The 16908-nt window shown below is 63.0% G+C and carries 13 protein-coding genes and 2 pseudogenes; 9 read left to right on the top strand and 6 right to left on the bottom strand.

Annotation, left to right across the window (positions count from 1 at the left end; all coding sequences use genetic code 11):
• Positions 1–144: 144 nt before the first annotated feature.
• A complete protein-coding gene (locus HP547_RS05150) occupies positions 145–1617 on the top strand; it encodes an inorganic phosphate transporter (RefSeq protein ID WP_172227503.1) in 1473 nt (490 codons plus the stop codon).
• Between the two features lie 76 nt (positions 1618–1693).
• Here the strand turns inward: HP547_RS05150 and HP547_RS05155 are convergent, their stop codons facing one another.
• Entirely contained in the window at positions 1694–3169 is a 1476-nt protein-coding gene (locus tag HP547_RS05155) for a helicase HerA-like domain-containing protein (protein WP_172227501.1), read from the bottom strand.
• Between the two features lie 170 nt (positions 3170–3339).
• Here HP547_RS05155 and HP547_RS29895 point away from each other — a divergent pair.
• The 5 genes and pseudogenes from HP547_RS29895 to HP547_RS05175 all read left to right on the top strand — a co-directional run.
• Positions 3340–4356: pseudogene (locus tag HP547_RS29895) on the top strand (cache domain-containing protein); the annotation flags it as partial.
• 261 nt (positions 4357–4617) lie between these two features.
• Positions 4618–5214 (top strand): annotated as a pseudogene (locus HP547_RS29900) (methyl-accepting chemotaxis protein); the annotation flags it as partial.
• A 147-nt stretch (positions 5215–5361) separates the two neighbouring features.
• Positions 5362–6483, top strand: coding sequence for a glycosyltransferase family 1 protein (locus HP547_RS05165; RefSeq protein WP_172285664.1), 1122 nt, complete (start codon positions 5362–5364; stop codon positions 6481–6483).
• Positions 6476–7240: a DUF2334 domain-containing protein gene (locus HP547_RS05170; RefSeq protein WP_172232545.1), complete on the top strand. Its 765-nt coding sequence runs from the start codon at positions 6476–6478 to the stop codon at positions 7238–7240. Before HP547_RS05165 ends, HP547_RS05170 begins: the two co-directional genes overlap by 8 nt.
• Positions 7237–8229, top strand: coding sequence for a lysylphosphatidylglycerol synthase transmembrane domain-containing protein (locus HP547_RS05175; RefSeq protein WP_172285665.1), 993 nt, complete (start codon positions 7237–7239; stop codon positions 8227–8229). The genes HP547_RS05170 and HP547_RS05175 overlap by 4 nt, the downstream gene beginning before the upstream one ends.
• Positions 8230–8417: 188 nt before the next feature.
• Here the strand turns inward: HP547_RS05175 and purU are convergent, their stop codons facing one another.
• A complete protein-coding gene (gene purU / locus HP547_RS05180) occupies positions 8418–9269 on the bottom strand; it encodes a formyltetrahydrofolate deformylase (RefSeq protein WP_172285666.1) in 852 nt (283 codons plus the stop codon).
• 283 nt (positions 9270–9552) lie between these two features.
• On the opposite strand from purU, the gene mvaT reads away from it, so the two are divergent.
• On the top strand, positions 9553–9930 hold the full coding sequence (mvaT, locus tag HP547_RS05185; RefSeq protein WP_172230942.1) for a histone-like nucleoid-structuring protein MvaT: 378 nt from the start codon (positions 9553–9555) through the stop codon (positions 9928–9930).
• A 72-nt stretch (positions 9931–10002) separates the two neighbouring features.
• Here the strand turns inward: mvaT and sbcB are convergent, their stop codons facing one another.
• From sbcB to HP547_RS05200, 3 genes are all read right to left on the bottom strand, one after another.
• A complete protein-coding gene (gene sbcB, locus HP547_RS05190) occupies positions 10003–11436 on the bottom strand; it encodes an exodeoxyribonuclease I (RefSeq protein WP_172230944.1) in 1434 nt (477 codons plus the stop codon).
• Positions 11437–11478: 42 nt separating this feature from the next.
• Positions 11479–11838 (bottom strand): PilZ domain-containing protein, encoded by a 360-nt coding sequence (locus HP547_RS05195; protein ID WP_172230947.1) that lies wholly within the window; start codon positions 11836–11838, stop codon positions 11479–11481.
• Positions 11839–11960: 122 nt separating this feature from the next.
• Entirely contained in the window at positions 11961–12347 is a 387-nt protein-coding gene (locus HP547_RS05200; protein ID WP_172230950.1) for a tol-pal system YbgF family protein, read from the bottom strand.
• Positions 12348–12526: 179 nt separating this feature from the next.
• On the opposite strand from HP547_RS05200, the gene pyk reads away from it, so the two are divergent.
• Positions 12527–13981: a pyruvate kinase gene (gene pyk, locus HP547_RS05205; RefSeq protein ID WP_172230953.1), complete on the top strand. Its 1455-nt coding sequence runs from the start codon at positions 12527–12529 to the stop codon at positions 13979–13981.
• A 123-nt stretch (positions 13982–14104) separates the two neighbouring features.
• Here the strand turns inward: pyk and HP547_RS05210 are convergent, their stop codons facing one another.
• Positions 14105–15025 carry an iron-sulfur-binding ferredoxin reductase gene (locus HP547_RS05210; RefSeq protein ID WP_172285667.1) on the bottom strand — a complete coding sequence of 307 codons (921 nt, stop codon included), beginning with the start codon at positions 15023–15025 and terminating at the stop codon, positions 14105–14107.
• 250 nt (positions 15026–15275) lie between these two features.
• Here HP547_RS05210 and HP547_RS05215 point away from each other — a divergent pair, with 250 nt between their 5' ends.
• Positions 15276–16799: a fumarate hydratase gene (locus HP547_RS05215; protein WP_172231519.1), complete on the top strand. Its 1524-nt coding sequence runs from the start codon at positions 15276–15278 to the stop codon at positions 16797–16799.
• Positions 16800–16908: the final 109 nt, after the last annotated feature.

Raw genomic sequence — 16908 nt, forward strand, 5'->3', positions numbered from 1 at the left:
TTTAGCAGACATTACCCTGCCCTTCTGCACCGCATTGCAAATTACGTTCCGCCCACGAAGATCGATATCGGTCTGCACCGGGTGCATCGATTGCCAACATTTTCTGGCATAATCCCGCCCCCCTAAGACCGCCAGACAACCTTCATGATCGATTTATTCAGCGGACTGGATGCCTGGGTGTTGGTGAGCCTCCTGCTCGCCTTGACCTTCGTACTCGCCTTCGAGTTCATCAATGGCTTTCATGACACCGCCAACGCGGTAGCTACCGTCATCTATACCAAAGCCATGCCACCGCACCTCGCCGTGTTCTTCTCCGGCGTGTTCAACTTCCTTGGCGTGCTGCTTGGCGGTGTGGGGGTGGCCTACGCCATCGTGCACCTTCTGCCGGTCGAGCTGCTGATCAATGTGAACACCGGACACGGCCTGGCCATGGTCTTCTCGTTGCTGGCCGCGGCCATCACCTGGAACCTGGGCACCTGGTACTTTGGTATCCCCGCCTCCAGCTCGCACACGCTGATCGGCTCCATCCTCGGCGTCGGCCTGGCCAACGCCCTGATCAACGACATCCCGCTGGGCGACGGCGTCAACTGGCAGAAGGCGATCGATATCGCCATGTCACTGGTGGTCTCGCCAATGGCCGGCTTTGCCGTTGCCGCCCTGGTGTTGCTCGGCCTGAAGTGGTGGCGCCCGCTGTCGAAGATGCATAAAACCCCCGAGCAGCGCCGCAAGCTCGATGACAAGAAGCACCCGCCGTTCTGGAACCGCATGGTGCTGGTGGTTTCGGCCATGGGCGTGAGCTTCGTGCACGGCTCCAACGATGGCCAGAAAGGCATTGGCCTGATCATGCTGGTGCTGATCGGTATCGTGCCGGCCAAGTTCGTGCTCGACCTGAACAGCACGACCTACCAGATCGAGCGTACCCGCGACGCCACGCTGCACATGAGCCAGTTCTACCAGCGCAACGCCAGCACGCTGGGCGAGTTCCTGGCACTGGGCAAGGCCAAGTCCAGCGACCTGCCAGAGCAGTTCAGCTGCAACCCGCAGCAGACCGAGCCGACCATCGCCGCGCTGCAGTCCTCGCTGCAGGGCGTGACCGACTACCACAGCCTGGATGCCGACAAGCGCGTCGAAGTACGCCGCTACCTGTTGTGCCTGGATGACACGGCGAAGAAGGTTGGCAAACTGCCTGGCCTGGACGCCCGTGAAAAGGCCGACCTGGAAAAACTGCGCAAAGACCTGACCGCTACCACCGAATACGCCCCGTTCTGGGTGATCGTGGCCGTTGCCCTGGCCCTGGGCCTGGGCACAATGGTCGGCTGGAAGCGCGTCGTGCTGACCGTTGGCGAGAAAATCGGCAAGCAGGGCATGACCTACGCCCAGGGCATGTCGGCACAGATCACTGCCGCCTGCGCCATCGGCATGGCCAACGTGTTCGCGCTGCCGGTATCGACCACCCACGTGCTGTCGTCCGGCGTTGCCGGCACCATGGTTGCCAACAAGAGCGGTCTGCAAGGCGGCACCGTGAAGACCATCCTGCTGGCCTGGATACTGACGCTGCCCGCATCGATGGGCCTGGCGGCCGGCCTGTTCTGGCTGGCGTCCAAAGCCATTGGCTGAGTGATGCAGCAATAGATCAAGGCGCCTTCGGGCGCCTTTTTCATGCTCGCTGGTCCTGTTAAGAGGCATAGGCAAACTAGCGCTTCTTGCCCCCCAACAATGACCCCATCAAACCGCGCACCAACTGCCGGCCCAACTGGTTGGCCGCCTGGCGCACTGCCGACTTGATCGCCTGCCCCGCCGCCCCCTGCAGAAACTCGCCGGCCTTGTCGGCAAAGCTCTCTTCATCAGCCTTGGGCTGCGGCGCCGGCTCCACTGCCTCGCCCTTGCGCTGGGTCAGCATTTCATAGGCCGATTCACGGTCCACTGGTTTGTCATAACGCCCCGCCAGCGGCGAAGCGGCAATCAGCGCACTGCGCTCGGTTGCACTCAACGGCCCGATCCGCGACTGCGGCGGTGCTATCAGCACACGCTGCACCATGGCCGGCGTGCCCTTCTCTTCCAGCGTACCTACCAGCGCCTCACCGATCCCCAGCTCGGTCAGCACCGCCAGGGTGTCGAGCGCCGGGTTGGGGCGGAAGCCATCGGCCACCGCCCGCAGGGATTTCTGTTCCTTGGCAGTAAACGCCCGCAAGCCGTGCTGGATACGTAACCCCAACTGGGCCAGCACCGCATCCGGCAAGTCCCCCGGCGACTGGGTGACGAAGTACACCCCCACCCCCTTGGAACGGATCAGCCGTACCACCTGCTCCAGACGCTCCTGCAACGCCTTGGGCGTACCGTTGAACAGCAAGTGCGCTTCATCGAAGAACAACGCCAGCACCGGTTTGTCGGCGTCGCCGCGCTCGGGCAACTGCTCGAACAACTCGGCCAGCAGCCACAACAGGAAGGTCGCATAGACCTTGGGCGCCTCATGCACCAGCCGGCTGGCATCCAGCAAGTGGATGCGACCACGGCCGTCCGCGTCCGGTCGCAGCAGGTCCTCCAGTTGCAACGCCGGTTCGCCGAACAAAGCCTCGGCCCCTTGCTGCTCCAGAGTTGCCAGGCGGCGCAACAAGGCCTGGGTAGACCCCGAAGTCATCAGCGCGCTGTCTTCGCCAAGCATTTGCGGGTTGTCTTTCAGGTGCGCGAGCAGCGCTTTGAGGTCCTTGAGGTCGAGCAGTAGCAAGCCTTCGCGGTCGGCCACCTTGAATGCCGCATACAGCGCCGCCTGCTGGCTGTCTGTCAGCTCCAGCAAGTTGCCCAGCAACAGCGGCCCCATTTCACTGAGGGTGGTGCGCAGCGGGTGGCCGGACTGCCCGGCGATATCCCACAAGCTTACCGGGTACGCGCGGGGCGTATGCCCCAGCCAGGGCATGCCGGCAATGCGCTCTGCTACCTTGCCCTGCGGCGCACCGCTTGCCCCCAGGCCGCAAAGGTCGCCTTTGACGTCAGCGGCGAACACCGCCACCCCGGCGTCGCTGAACACTTCCGCCAGGTGCTGCAGGGTAACGGTCTTGCCAGTACCCGTCGCACCCGCTACCAGACCGTGACGATTGGCCAGCCGCATGGCTTGCCCGACGGGTTGGCCTTCCGGGCCTGCACCTACAACGATGGTCGAAGATTCCGACATCTCTTTAATCCTCTGCTCAAGCTTTGGCTTAATTCGGCCGATACCCGTGGGTGATATTCGCCTTACATAGAGAGGAACAACCGAAAAGGGACTTTTCGGCATGTTGCACGGCCTTGCCGCTCCACTCGTGCGAACGCCTGATATAAAACCTTAGCGGAACCGATTACGCCATGAACAAAAGCCTTCGTTTCAGCCACAAGATTCTTTTCGCAGCATCACTGATCGTGATACTCGCCTTCAGCCTGTTCACCCTCTACAACGATTACCTCCAGCGTAATGCGATCCGCGAGGACCTGGAAAACTATCTGGCTGAAATGGGCGCCTCCACTTCGACCAACATCCGCAACCTGTTCGAAGGCCGTATCAAACTGGTGGAGAACCTGGCGCAGAACATTGCCCAGGACCCGGCCAATGCGGAAAACCTGATGGGCCAGAATGCGCTGATTTCCAGCTTCCTTACTGTATACCTGGGCAAGGTCGACGGCGGCTTCAGCGTGCGCCCGGATACGAAAATGCCCGACGGCTACGACCCACGCCCGCGCCCCTGGTACAAGGACGGCATGAACGCCGCCGGCGCAACCCTGACCGAGCCGTACATCGACATGACCACCAACAAGACGGTCATCGGCATCCTCAGCAAGGTGTCCAGCAGTGTCGGCGTGGTGGGTGGCGACCTGGCCCTGGACGGCCTGGTGCAGATCATCAACTCGCTGAACTTCGGCGGCATGGGCTACGCCTTCCTGGTCAACGACCAGGGCAAGATCCTGGTGCACCCGGACCAAGACCTGGTGATGAAATCGCTCTCCGATCTGATCCCCCAGCACACCCCCCGATTGACCGGTGAGCTGACCGAAGTGCAGAGCGAGGGCCAGACCCGGCTGCTGACCTTCACCCCGATCACCGGGCTGCCGTCGGCCAACTGGTACATCGGCCTGTCGGTGGACAAGGACAAAGCCTTCGCGATGCTCAGCACCTTCCGCACCTCGGCAGTGATTGCCACGGTGGTGGCGGTGGTGATCATCATCGGCCTGCTTGGCCTGCTGATCCGCGTGCTGATGCAGCCGCTGCACACCATGACCCGTGCCATGGAAGACATCGCCGAAGGCGAAGGCGACCTGACCAAGCGCCTGCGCATCCATAACCACGACGAGTTCGGCATCCTGGGCAGCGCCTTCAACCGCTTTGTCGAGCGCATTCACAGCAGTATCCGTGAAGTGTCCTCGGCCACCGAGCAGGTCAACGAAGTGGCCCTGCGGGTGATGAGCGCCTCGAACTCGTCGATGACCAATTCCGATGAGCAATCCAACCGCACCAACAGCGTGGCCGCCGCGATCAACGAACTGGGCGCCGCCGCCCAGGAAATTGCCGGCAACGCCGCCCAGGCCTCGCAGCACGCAAGCTCGGCGCGGCTGCTGGCCGAAGAGGGCCAGCAGGTGGTAGAGCGCAATATTGCGGCGATGAACCGCCTGTCCGACCTGATCGTCAGCTCCAGCGCGCACATCGAGACGCTGAACAACAAGACCGTCAACATTGGCCAGATCCTCGAAGTGATCACCAGCATCTCCCAGCAGACCAACCTGCTGGCGCTGAACGCCGCCATCGAAGCGGCCCGTGCCGGTGAAGCCGGCCGTGGCTTTGCGGTGGTTGCCGATGAAGTGCGCAACCTGGCACACCGCACCCAGGAGTCGGCGCAGCAGGTGCAGACCATGATCGAAGAGCTGCAGGTTGGCGCTCGCGAGTCGGTCGAGACCATGGACCAGAGCCAGCGCCACAGCCAGGACAGCGTGCAGATCGCCAACCAGGCCGGCGAACGCCTGGACAGCGTCACTGTGCGCATCGGCGAGATCGACGGCATGAACCAGTCGGTGGCCACCGCCACCGAAGAGCAGACCGCCGTGGTAGAAGCGATCAACATGGACATCAACGAAATCAACATGCTCAACCAGGAAGGCGTGGAGAACCTGCAGGCCACCCTGCGCGCGTGCACCGACCTGGAGCAGCAGGCTGGCCGGCTGAAGCAGCTGGTGGGCAGTTTCCGCATCTGACAGCGTCGCCTGCAGGGCTGGAGTTCTTGCTCCAGTCCTGCCACCCAACCCGATCGAACAAACTATCCTTCACACAGGTCAACTTTAAGGCGCGTCATCGCCGGCTCATAACCGCCGGATGACAGACCCGAAGACGATCCCGGAGGGATGCTGATCGTGCACATTGCCGACATCACCATGTTCTACGCCCCCGCCAGCGGCGGCGTACGTACCTATCTTGATGCCAAACACCGCCGCCTCGATGCCATCCACGGCGTCCGCCACAGCCTGCTGATACCCGGTGCCAGTGCCCAGCACGGCGACGGTATCTACCAGGTACCTGCCCCTCCCCTGCCATTCGGCAAAGGCTACCGCTTCCCGCTGCGACTGGCGCCGTGGTGCAACACGCTGCGCACGCTCAAACCCGACCTGATCGAAGTCGGCGACCCCTACCTGACCGCCTGGGCAGCGCTCGAAGCCCGTCGCCAGCTCGACGTACCGGTGATCGGCTTCTACCATTCCGACCTGCCGCTGCTGGTCAGCAACCGCATGGGCAACTGGTTCACCCCCAATGTCGAAGCCTATGTCAGCAAACTGTATGGCAATTTCGACCGGGTGCTGGCCCCTAGCCAGGTAATGGCCGACAAACTTCGCCGCCTGGGGGTGCGCGACGTACATGTGCAACCCTTGGGCGTAGACCTGACCACTTTCAACCCCGAGCAACGCGACCCGCGGCTGCGCGCCGAACTGGGCATTGCCGACACCAGCCGCTTGCTGATCTATGCCGGCCGCGGCTCGCGGGAAAAGAACCTGCCCGTGCTGCTCGACTGCATGCAGCAGCTGGGCCGCCCCTATCACCTGCTGCTGGTAGGTTCGAATATGCCCGCCAACGTGCCGCGCAACGTCAGCGTGATCAACCGGTTCTGCCCGGCGCCAGAAGTGGCCAGGCTGATGGCCAGCGCCGACCTGCTGGTGCACGCTGGCGACCAGGAAACCTTCGGGCTGGTGATTCTCGAAGCGATGGCCAGCGCTACGCCGGTGGTGGCTGTCCGCGCCGGGGCTTTCAGTGAAATCGTCAACGAACAGTGCGGGCGCTTGTGTCGCCCCAACGATGGCCAGGCCATGGCGGCGGCCGTGCGCGAAGCGTTCGAGGCAGGCGTGCGAACCCTCGGCACCCAGGCGCGCAACCACGTGGAGCAACACTATTCCTGGGACAACGTGGTGGCCGGCCTGCTGCAGCACTACCAGGCCGTGCTTGGCCACCAGCCGCAGGTCCGCGCGCATGGCTGAGCCCATGCCGGGACCGCCCAGCCTGATGCTGGTGCTGCACGATGTCGCGCCGGAGACTTGGCCAGACTACCAACCGTTCGTACAGGCCATCGATGCCATCGGCGGCATCCCCATGACCTGGCTGGTGGTTCCGGACTTCCACCAGCGCAATCCCTTGCAGCGCTCGCCATCCTTCTGCCACCTGCTGGAACAACGCCTGGCCCAGGGCGACGAGTTGGCCCTGCATGGCTTTTATCATGCCGACAGCGGCCCACCACCGCGCACGCCAGGCGAATACTTCATGCGCCGCATCTACACCCACGAAGGCGAGTTCTATGCCCTCGACCAGCAACAGGCCCTGCAGCGCCTGGAAGCTGGGCTGGCGCTGTTCAGCCAGCAGGGCTGGCCGGTAGCGGGCTTTGTCGCACCGGCCTGGCTGATGAGCGAAGGCACCCGCCAGGCTCTGCGCAGCCTGCCGCTGCGCTACACCAGCACGCCGCAGCACCTGTACCGGCTGCCGGATTTCACTGCCATCGAAGCCCCGGGGCTGGTCTGGAGCGCCCGCAGCGCATGGCGTCGCGGTCTCTCGCGAGTGCTCTGCGACTGGCAATGCCGACGCTGGCGCGATGCCGACACCTTGCGCCTTGGCCTGCACCCGGTAGACATGCGCCACCGCACATCCCGCGAGTACTGGCTGAACACCGTGCAAACCTTGCTGGCCCAAGGCCGTCAACCACTGACCAAGTCGGCCTGGCTGGACAGCCGGGCCAACGCATGAACCGCCTGGCCTGGCTCGGCCTGGCATTGCTTGGCGCGGTGCTGGTGCCAACCTTGCTCGGCGGCAGCGAACTGCTGCCGAGGCTGCAGCGCTTCGACCCGACACTGCTGCTGACCCTGCTGGGCATGATCCTGCTGTGCTGGGTGATCAATGCCATCCGTCTGCGCCTGCTGCTCGGCCAGCATGGCGCACGGCTGGGGCCCTTGCGCAGCCTGGGCGTGGTGATGGCCACCGAGTTCGCGATCTGCACCACGCCCGGTGGCAGCGGCGGGCCGTTGACCTTGATGGCCCTGCTATCACGCGACCGCATACGCCCGGCGCACAGCGGTGCAGTGTTCGCCATGGACCAGTTGAACGACCTGGTGTTCTTCTTCTGCGCGATGCTGGCGATTGCTGGCTACGCGCTGTTTCACAGCCTGGGGCGTAGCCAGCAGAGCATGCTGCTGGGCAGTGCATTGATGTTGTGCACGGCGCTGGCCGGGTTGATCGGGCTATTGCGCTACCGGCGCACGGTGATGCGCGTCAACGGCAGGCTGCTGCAGCGCCTGGGCGTAAGCCGACAGCGCCAACGCCGCTGGGCGCGCAAAGTACTGCACTTCATTGATGCGCTGGCGCAGACCTGGCGCCTGCCCAAGCGCACGCTGACCCTGGTGTTCACCCTGACCTGCGCACACTGGAGCCTGCGCTACAGCGTGTTGTACCTGGTGTTGCGGGGGCTGGGCGTGGACCTGGCGTGGATCCCCAGCTTCCTGGTGCAGATGCTCTCGCTCAGTGCAGGGCAGTTCAGCCTGCTACCGGGAGGGGCCGGTGCCGCCGAGCTGACTTCGGCCAGCCTGCTGACGCCACTGGTGGGCAGTTCGACCGCGGCTGCGGCGATCCTGATATGGCGGGCGGTTACCTACTACTTCTACCTGCTGGCGGGTGGGCCGGTGTTTGTGTGCCTGCTGGCGCGTCCGTTGCTGGAGCGCTGGCGGCGCCAGGCGGGTTGAGCTGCTGCCAGAGTTCGACAGCGCCCGGGAAATCGGTACCGTCGGTGTCGGCCAGGGCTTCAGGGTCGAAACGGGCCAGGCAGCCTTCGCCGAGCGTAGGTGGGGGTGAAGCGGTGGGTTGGTTGCGCTGTCCGGGCATTGGTGTCTCCCTCAGATGTGCTGGGGGGCGCTTTGCGCCCCCTGCGCAATCAGTCAAACACTACCGTCTTGTTGCCATGTACCAGCACGCGGTCTTCCAGGTGATAACGCAAGCCACGGGCCAACACCATCTTCTCGACATCGCGGCCAAAGCGGACCATGTCCTCGATGCTGTCGGCATGGCTGACACGCACCACGTCCTGCTCGATGATCGGGCCGGCGTCCAGTTCTTCGGTCACGTAATGGCAGGTTGCGCCGATCAGCTTCACGCCACGCAAGGCAGCCTGGTGGTACGGCTTGGCACCGACAAACGAGGGCAAGAAGCTGTGATGGATGTTGATGACCTTCTCGGCGTAGTCCTGGCACAGCTGCGGCGGCAGGATCTGCATGTAGCGGGCCAGCACCACCACGTCGGCAGTGTGCTCCTGAACCAGGCGCGATACTTCGGCAAAGGCCGGGGCCTTGTCCTTGGGGTCGACGGGTACATGGAAGAACGGAATACCGTGCCACTCGACCATGCTGCGCAGGTCGTCATGGTTGGAGATCACGCACGGGATCTCGCAGTCCAGTTCATCGGTGTGCCAGCGGTGCAACAGGTCGGCAAGGCAATGCGACTCGCGGCTGGCCATCAGCACGACGCGCTTCTTTTGCGCAGAGTCGGTAACCCGCCAGGTCATGGAGAACTCTTCGGCAATCGGCGCAAACGCTTCGCGGAAGGCCTCGATACCGAACGGCAACGATTCGGCGCGGATTTCATGACGCATGAAGAACCAGCCGCTCTGCTCATCGGAGTGGTGACTGGCTTCGTTGATCCAGCCATTGTACAGGGCCAGGAAATTACTGACTTTCGCCACGATGCCAACACGGTCGGGGCAGGCGATCACCAGACGATAGGTGCGCATGAATGAGACTCCAGAACTTCGCAAAGGCGCTCATTCTAGCGGCCCGCCAGAAAAAACGCAGTATTGATCGTAGCCGCGATGGCGCGCCCAGGTCGCCAGATGCTTGAGGGCAATGTCTGACAGACATGACCACATGCACGGTATTTATGTAAATTTTTGTTCACGTAGAGAAATATTGTCACAGCTTAATTAGCAGTTAACTGGCCAATATTATGTTTACTTGCGAGTATCGGCTGTCTATTATTGCCCCACACATTTCTGAACACGCATTAAGGAACACTCCATGTCCCTGATCAACGAGTACCGCGCTACCGAAGAAGCCATCAAGGAACTTCAGGCCCGCCTGGCCAACCTGTCGCAGGATGACAAGCTGAAGAAAGAACTGGAGTTCGAAGGCAAACTGCGCACGCTGATGGGCGAGTACTCCAAGTCGCTGCGCGACGTGATTGCCCTGCTCGACCCAGAGTCGAAACTGAGCAAGGCCCCACGCGGCGCCGTCAAGACTACTGCCACCAAGCGTGCGCGCAAGGTCAAGCAATACAAGAACCCGCACAATGGTGAAGTGATCGAAACCAAAGGCGGCAACCACAAAACCCTGAAAGAGTGGAAAGCCAACTGGGGCGGCGATGTGGTTGAAAGCTGGGCGACCCTGCTGGACTGATTGTCCGCCTCCGCCTTTTGCTTCGCTCAACAAAAACGCCGGCACATTGCCGGCGTTTTTGTTTGTCTGCTCTCAGCCAATTGCAAATTGTGCCTGCAATTGCCGTGCATGCACTTGCCAGGCCTCCAGCACACCCCGGCCCGCCTCGTCGGCGCCATCCCAGGCTTGCTGGCACGCCTTTGCAAAGTCGCCCAAGGTATTCGGCGCGCCCCACTGTGGCTCGCTCAGGCGCTGCTGGCAGAAGCCAAACCAACGTTGCTGCTCTTCGCCGGTCAAGGTATCCGGAAAGTTACGCGCCCGATAGCGGAACAACAATTCCGGCAGACGCGGGTCATCGAACATCCATTGCCCGCGGCCCAACTGCGCCGGTTCCAGCGCACGAACTTGCTCGCATAAGCGCCGGTCCCGGTCACCCAGAAAACCAGCATACAACTGCTGTTCCGGGTCTTCACTCGGGGCAAAGTCTTCCGGGCCGAAGATGTGTTCCAGCTTGTCTTGCCATTGCGCCTGTTGATTAGCCAACTGTTCGCCGCGCAATTGTAACAACGTCAAGTCCAGGCCCAGGCGTTGTTGATCGGCCGGGCGCAATACCGACAATGGCGCCAGTACCGGACAGCGGTTGATCTGTACCAGTTTGAGCGGCACCGGTAATTCACCCTCGGCCAGTTCTTCGTGGCGCGTATACAACCGCTGGCGCAGTACTTCAGCACTTTCCGTCAGCAGCGGCAGGGTTTCCTGATGCAGGTCGCAGACAATCAGCGCATTGCGGTTACGCGGGTGCCAGGCCAACGGCAATACCACGCCCAAGTAACTACGTGCTGCCGAAAAGCGCCCGGATATATGCACCAGTGGCTGCAACAGACGGACCTGCTCCATCACTTTGTGCTTGCTGCGCAACTGGAACAGCCAGTCATACAATTTGGGCTGTTGCTGCCGGATCAGTCGGGCCAGGGCAATGGTTGCCCGCACGTCGGAAAGCGCTTCGTGGGCATGCCCATGGTCAATGCCATTGGCCTTGCTCAGCAGCTCCAGGCGCAGGCTGGTACGCCCGTCCTGTTGCGGCCAGTGAATACCGTCCGGGCGCAGTGCATAGGCTGTACGCACGATGTCGATCAGGTCCCAGCGGCTGTTGCCGCCCTGCCATTCACGCGCGTAGGGGTCGAAAAAGTTGCGGTACAGGCTGTAGCGCGTCACTTCGTCGTCGAAGCGCAGGGTGTTGTAGCCAGCGCCACAGGTACCCGGTTGCGCCAGTTGCGCGTGTACCCGGGTCATGAACTCGGCTTCGCACAGGCCGTGTTCGGCCAGCTGCTGCGGAGTGATGCCGGTCACCAGGCAGGCGGCCGGGTGCGGCAGGATGTCGTCGGAGGGCCGGCAATAAAGACTGATCGGATCGTCGATCTCGTTGAGGTCGAAGTCGGTGCGCACGCCGGCCACCTGCAGCGGCCTGTCGCAGCGCGGGTTGATGCCGGTGGTTTCGTAGTCGTGCCAGAATATGCTGGAGGTCACGGGGTCGTCCTGTATCGAGGTCGACCCGATTCTAACGCAGCCTCAAACCGAAGCGTCGGCAGGAAGGAAACTGAAATACTCCCGCAATGAGCGAACGAATTCATCGTATTCGCGCGGTGCCTGCAACAGCATGAAGCCCGAGTCGTAGTGCCCCGGCGTCTGGTCCTCGCGGCACCACAGGCAGCTGGCCGTCAGGTTGACAAACTGGTGCCCGCCGCCGACCAGTGGCAAGCGCAATTGCAGTTCGTAATCTGGCCCTACCAGCACTGGCAGCTGGCTGATGACCATCAACCCGTCTTCGGAGGCATTGCCCAGCTGGCCGAGCGCCTGGCCGGTAAAGCGGTTGAATACCTTGAGGACACAAGGCAGTTGGTGACGTTCGATGTGGCGCTTGTTGAACATGATCGCAAGTGCATTCCGTACCTGAGCCAGGAATACGTGGAACTGGCGGTTGTTGTAACAGCTGAGTTACAGATTAGCGCAGGGCGCGCCGCAAATCCCGTGAAATAAATCACACCTTGGTGTTATCGCCAAGGTGCAGTCGTCACCGGGTTGGCCACCGCCGCTTCCCCACCACGGTAATGGCCGAGCTTTTCAAGGGTTTGCAGGCGTGCCTGCGCCCGATAGGCATATTCGTTGCCCGGGTATTGCTGGATCAGGTACTGGTAGGTCTGCGCAGCATCCACGTACAGCGCCTGGCGCTCCAGGCACTGGCCGCGCAGCAGCGAAACCTCGGGGTGGATGAACGGTCGGGCGCGGCTGGTGCGGTCGACCTGGGACAGCTCCAGCATCACCCGCTGGCAGTCGCCACGGTCGTAGGCGCGATAGGCATTGTTCAGGTGGTGGTCCATGGACCAGCGGGTGCAGCCGACGGCGCTGGCGGCCAGGGCGAAAACGATCAGGGCTCGCATGGGGATCTCCTTTGATGCCAGTGTATCGGCGCTTGCCTGCAAATCTTCACACCGTTTTGCAAGGATACCCTGCCCGTTCAAATGCCACCCTGCCTTGGTCGCAGGTAGTGCAACCGAACAATGACTACAGCGAGATTCAGGAGTAGCCTTTCGCTGCGCTTCACTATAGGAGTCTGTGCATGACCATCCGCCGTACCAAAATCGTCGCCACCCTTGGCCCCGCCAGCAACTCGCCGGAAGTGATCGAACAACTGATCCTTGCCGGCCTGGACGTGGCGCGCCTGAACTTCTCCCACGGCACCCCGGACGAGCACAAGGCCCGCGCCCGCCTGATCCGCGAAATCGCTGCCAAGAACGGCCGCCATGTCGCACTGCTGGGAGACCTGCAGGGCCCGAAGATCCGCATCGCCAAGTTCGCCAACAAGCGCATCGAATTGAAGATCGGTGACAAGTTCACCTTCTCCACCGCTCACTCGCTGACCGAAGGCAACCAGGACATCGTCGGTATCGACTACCCCGATCTGGTCAAGGACTGCGGCGTAGGTGACGAACTGCTGCTCGACGATGGCCGTGTGGTCATGCGCGTCGAGACTGCTACCGCTGATGCCCTGCACTGCGTGGTGATCATCGGTGGCCCGCTGTCGGACCACAAAGGCATCAACCGCAAAGGTGGCGGCCTGACCGCACCGGCCCTGACCGAAAAAGACAAGGCCGACATCAAGCTGGCCGCAGAAATGGACCTGGACTACCTGGCCGTTTCCTTCCCGCGTGACGCCAGCGACATGGAATACGCGCGCAAGCTGCGCGACGAGTCCGGCGGCAGCGCCTGGCTGGTGTCCAAGATCGAACGCGCCGAAGCCGTTGCCGACGATGAAACCCTCGACAAGCTGATCGCCGCTTCCGACGCAGTGATGGTTGCCCGTGGCGACCTGGGTGTGGAAATCGGCGATGCCGAGCTGATCGCCATCCAGAAGAAGATCATCCAGCACGCCCGCCGCAACAACAAGGCGGTGATCGTGGCGACCCAGATGATGGAGTCGATGATCCAGAACCCGATGCCGACCCGTGCCGAAGTGTCCGACGTGGCCAACGCCGTGCTCGACAACACCGACGCGGTGATGCTGTCGGCCGAAAGTGCCGCCGGTTCCTACCCGATCGAAGCCGTCCAGGCCATGGCCCGCATCTGCCTGGGTGCTGAAAAGCACCCGACCAGCCAGAAGTCCAGCCATCGCCTGCACACCACCTTCGAGCGCTGCGACGAAAGCATCGCCCTGGCGGCCATGTACACCGCCAACCACTTCCCGGGCGTGAAGGCGATCATCGCCCTGACCGAAAGCGGCTACACCCCGCTGATCATGTCGCGCCTGCGTTCGCACGTGCCGATCTACGCACTGTCGCCGCACCGCGCCACCCAGGCGCGCGCCTCGATGTTCCGCGGCGTGTACCCGATCGCATTCGACCCGGCCTCGCTGCCGGCCGACAAGGTGAGCCAGGCGGCGGTCGACGAACTGCTCCAGCGTGGCCTGGTGCAGCAAGGCGACTGGGTGATCCTGACCAAAGGTGACAGCTACCACACCATCGGTGGCACCAATGGCATGAAGATCCTGCACGTTGGCGATCCGCTGGTCGGCTGATCCTTAGCTTGAAAGGGGCCGCTTTGCGGCCCTTCGCGACACAAGGCCGCTCCTACAAGGGTTATGCATTCCCCGGTAGGAGCGGCCTTGTGTCGCGAAAGGAGGGCAACGCCCTCCCGGCTTTCAGACATGCTCCACAAACACATCAGCAAACACCTGCCCCCGCGGCACCCCGGCAATGAACAGCCGTCGGGCAAACCGCTCGACACTCCCCGGCGCTCCGCACACCAGCGCCAGCGTCTGCCGCGATGACGGCCGCAACCGCGCCAGCGCTTCATCCATCTGCTCCGCCAGCACAAGTTCGACATCCACGCCTTGCAGTTGCATCAGCGCCTCGGCCAGATAATGCCCAGCACGGTCCCGTGCCACATGCACCACCCGAATCTGCCCCCGATGCCCCTGGCGCAACGCCTCGCGCAAGATGCCCCACAACGGTGCCAGACCGGTACCGGCCGCCAGCAGCCACAGTGGCCGCTCCTGCCAGTCCGGGTCGTAGTGCAACGCCCCGCCCCTGAGTTCGCCCAGCCGCAGCGTGTCCCCGAGCTTCAGCCCCCGGGCCCTGTCGCAAAAATCGCCTGGGCGCTGGCAATCGATATGAAATTCAAGGTAATCATCCTCACCCGGCAGGCTGGCCAAGGAATAAGGCCGCGCGGCCTCGCCCAGCCACAACACCACATGCTGCCCCGCCTGATAGCGCAGCGCCCGCTCCGGGCGCAGGCGCACCCGCAACACATCGCCGAACCAGTCCAGCGCACTGACCTGGGCTGGTACACCATCGCGCCGCGGGTCGAACAGCGCCACGCGCAGGTCTTCAACCACCCGGCACTGGCAGGCCAGGCGCCAGCCCAGGGCATGTTTGTCCAGCGCCAGGGCCTCGGGCATGGCATCCAGCGGCTGGCCCACCTCGCAATGCACCAGGCAGGCATGGCAACTGCCGGCGCGGCAGCTATAGGGGACGTGCAGCCCGGCGTCGTTCAGGGCATCGAGCAGGTTGCTGCCGGTCGGCACCACCCAGCGGCGTTCGCCCACGCAAAGTTCCGGCATGGTCGGTGTTTCTCCATCGTTCATCAGGCCACTGTATGCCAAGCGGGCAATACCAGCAAAAAGGATGCCTGCGCCTTGCCGACCAAGGTCCAGACCACGCGCAGGTGTTTCACACCCAGAGGCACGCTATACTGCCGCGCCTTTTGCGTCGGCCATGCTGCCGGCGCGCCTTTGCAAGGCGTTTCGACATGCTGGTCGGCACCGTCGAGCGTCTCTATGAATGTTCCCGTCTTTAAGAGGAGCGCGCTGCATGACCGTGATCAAGCAAGACGACCTGATTCAGAGCGTCGCCGACGCCCTGCAATTCATCTCGTACTACCACCCCGTCGATTTCATCCAGGCCATGCACGAGGCCTATCTGCGTGAAGAGTCGCCTGCTGCACGCGATTCCATTGCCCAGATCCTGATCAACTCGCGCATGTGCGCCACCGGCCACCGCCCGATCTGCCAGGACACCGGTATCGTCACCGTGTTCGTGCGCGTAGGCATGGACGTGCGCTGGGACGGCGCCACCCTGAGCGTCGACGACATGATCAACGAAGGTGTGCGTCGCGCCTACAACCTGCCTGAAAACGTCCTGCGTGCTTCGATCCTGGCCGACCCGGCCGGTGCCCGCAAGAACACCAAGGACAACACCCCGGCAGTGATCCACTACTCCATCGTCCCCGGCGACAAGGTCGAGGTCGATGTCGCAGCCAAAGGCGGCGGCTCGGAGAACAAGTCGAAGATGGCCATGCTGAACCCGTCCGACTCGATCGTCGACTGGGTACTGAAGACCGTGCCGACCATGGGCGCTGGCTGGTGCCCGCCTGGCATGCTTGGCATCGGCATCGGCGGCACCGCCGAGAAAGCTGCGGTCATGGCCAAGGAAGTGTTGATGGAGTCCATCGACATCCACGAACTGAAAGCCCGTGGCCCGCAGAACCGCATCGAGGAAATCCGCCTGGAGCTGTTCGACAAGGTCAACCAGCTGGGCATCGGCGCCCAGGGCCTGGGTGGCCTGACCACCGTGCTCGACGTCAAGATCATGGACTACCCGACCCACGCCGCCTCCCTGCCGGTGTGCATGATCCCCAACTGCGCCGCCACCCGCCACGCGCACTTCGTGCTCGATGGCTCCGGCCCGGCCGAGCTGGAAGCGCCGTCGCTGGACGCCTACCCGGAAATCGTCTGGGAAGCCGGCCCGAGCGCCCGTCGCGTCAACCTCGACGACATCACCCCGGAAGAAGTGGCCAGCTGGAAGCCGGGCGAGACCATCCTGCTCAACGGCAAGATGCTGACCGGCCGCGATGCCGCCCACAAGCGCATGGTCGAAATGCTCAACCGTGGCGAAGAACTGCCGGTCGACCTGAAAGGCCGCTTCATCTACTACGTTGGCCCGGTCGACCCGGTGGGTGACGAAGTGGTAGGCCCGGCTGGCCCGACCACCGCCACCCGCATGGACAAGTTCACCCGCCAGATCCTCGAGCAGACCGGCCTGCTGGGCATGATCGGCAAGTCCGAGCGTGGCCCGACCGCGATCGAGGCGATCAAGGACAACAAGGCCGTGTACCTGATGGCCGTCGGCGGCGCTGCCTACCTGGTGGCCCAGGCCATCCGCAAGTCCAAGGTGCTGGCCTTCGCCGAGCTGGGCATGGAAGCGATCTACGAGTTCGACGTCAAGGACATGCCGGTTACCGTCGCTGTAGACAGCAACGGTGAGTCGGTACACATCACTGGCCCTGCCCTGTGGCAGAGCAAGATTGCCGAGAGCCTGGCAGTTGAAGTGAAGTAAGCCTGCTGTACCAGCGGCGCCTGCTTCGCGGCGGTTCGACGCCTCGATGAAGCCGCTCCCACAGGGGCCTCATTCCCCCTGTGGGAGCGGCTTCATCGAGGCGTCGAAC

This window comes from Pseudomonas sp. CM27 (assembly GCF_013179515.1).
Taxonomy (GTDB): domain Bacteria; phylum Pseudomonadota; class Gammaproteobacteria; order Pseudomonadales; family Pseudomonadaceae; genus Aquipseudomonas.